The 1,461-nt window shown below is 65.4% G+C and carries 2 protein-coding genes; both read right to left on the bottom strand.

Features of this window, described 5'->3' with window-relative positions; all coding sequences use genetic code 11:
• The coding region (locus HX846_RS35420; RefSeq protein ID WP_178904152.1) for an LLM class flavin-dependent oxidoreductase at positions 1-511 on the bottom strand (511 nt) is incomplete at its 3' end.
• A gap of 159 nt (positions 512-670) precedes the next feature.
• Positions 671-1,461, bottom strand: a 791-nt coding sequence (locus HX846_RS35415; RefSeq protein ID WP_178967266.1) for an LLM class flavin-dependent oxidoreductase, incomplete at its 5' end; no start/stop codon positions are given.

The following is a 1,461-nucleotide window of genomic DNA, read 5'->3' as shown; positions in this document are numbered from 1 at the left end:
GGCTGTCGTCCAGCACCAGTGGCGGCGCGGGCAGTTCGCGGCGGGCGACGCCGGCGTTTTCCAGTTGGAAATAGCGGCCTTGATAATCCAGGCCGCCGTCATTCGGTGCCAGCAGTTGTTGGAGAATCTCCAGGTATTCGCCGATGCGTTCGCTGCGCTGGTCGCGGTTCAGCCATTCGCCAAACGCACTGCGCAGGCTGCCTTGTTCGCCGTCGGGCAAGTGCAGGCGCACCCGGTGGCTGCTGATCGATTGCAGGCTTTGCAGGGTGGTGGCCAGGGCCGCCGGCAGCATGACTTCCGGCGGTACGCTCACCGACAATTGCACCCGTCGGGTGTGGGCGCACAACGCCGCCGCCACCCCGAGGCTGTCGGCACACAGCGCGCCGCCGGGGATCCACAGGCCGTCGATGCCGGCGTATTCCACCGCCTGGGCAAGCTGGATCCACTGCCCCGGCCGCGCCGCCCAGTCGGGGGTACAGAGGGGCATCAACCAACTGAATTCAAGGGGCATACACGGGCTCCATAGTTTGGCATCAGCATCACGCGTCGTCGTAGCAGCTGTCGAGCCCCGGCGAGGCTGCGTTCGCGGTGTATCTGACACACCGCTACGCAGCCTCGTTTCACTCGACAGCTGCTACGGGAGCTGACGCTTTCAGGGCGTTTGATCATCCTACTCTCGTCCTCGCCATCCGAGGGCCGGGGCGATGTCCCGGGCGATGATTTCCAGGCGCTTGAGGATCTGCGCCTGGGTCGAGCTTTCGGCCTGGACCACGGCGATCACGTAGTCAGCATAGGGCAGCAGGGACGGGTCCTGTTGCAGGCTGGCGATCACTTCGTCGGGATGGCCGTGGTGCACGTTCATCAGGCGCAGGTGCTCCTGCAGGTCCACGGCTTGATCAATCAGGCCTTCGCGTTGCAGGCGCGGGATGTGGCGCTCGATATCCACCGCCAGTTCCGCTTGGGCACTGGCGCGATCCGCTGCCGGGAAAATTGCCCGCACCACGCCGATTCTCGGTGGGCGATCGATGCGGGTCCAGGCATTCAAGTAGGCATCGGCCAGGGTTTTTTGCACCGTCAGCGGATCGTGGGTGGCGGTGCCCAGCAGCAAGCCGTTGCCCTGGCTGGCGGTGTATGCCGCGCCTTCGAGGCTGCCGTGGGAGTGCCACAAACGGCTGCTCAAGCCGGTTGCTGGCGGTTGCAGGGTCAGCGCGCTGTGGGGCATCAATGCCTCGCCGTCGAGTAACTGCTGGACCTGCTGCTGGTGTTCGCTGAAATCGACCTGGCGTTGCACGGCATCACGGCCAAACGCGCTGAAATTGTCGAGGTTGGCGCCGCCGCTGCCCAGGCCCAATTGCACCCGGCCGCCGCTGAGGGCATCGAGCACACTGGCGTCTTCCGCCAGGCGGATCGGGTCTTCGAAAGGCAGCACGATCACCCCGGTGCCCAGTTCGATATGCCGGG

The sequence above is a fragment of the Pseudomonas sp. K5002 genome (assembly GCF_013386655.1).
Taxonomy (GTDB): Bacteria; Pseudomonadota; Gammaproteobacteria; order Pseudomonadales; family Pseudomonadaceae; genus Aquipseudomonas.
Note: the sequence above shows the minus strand (reverse complement) of the source record. Positions and strands in the feature narration are given on the sequence as shown.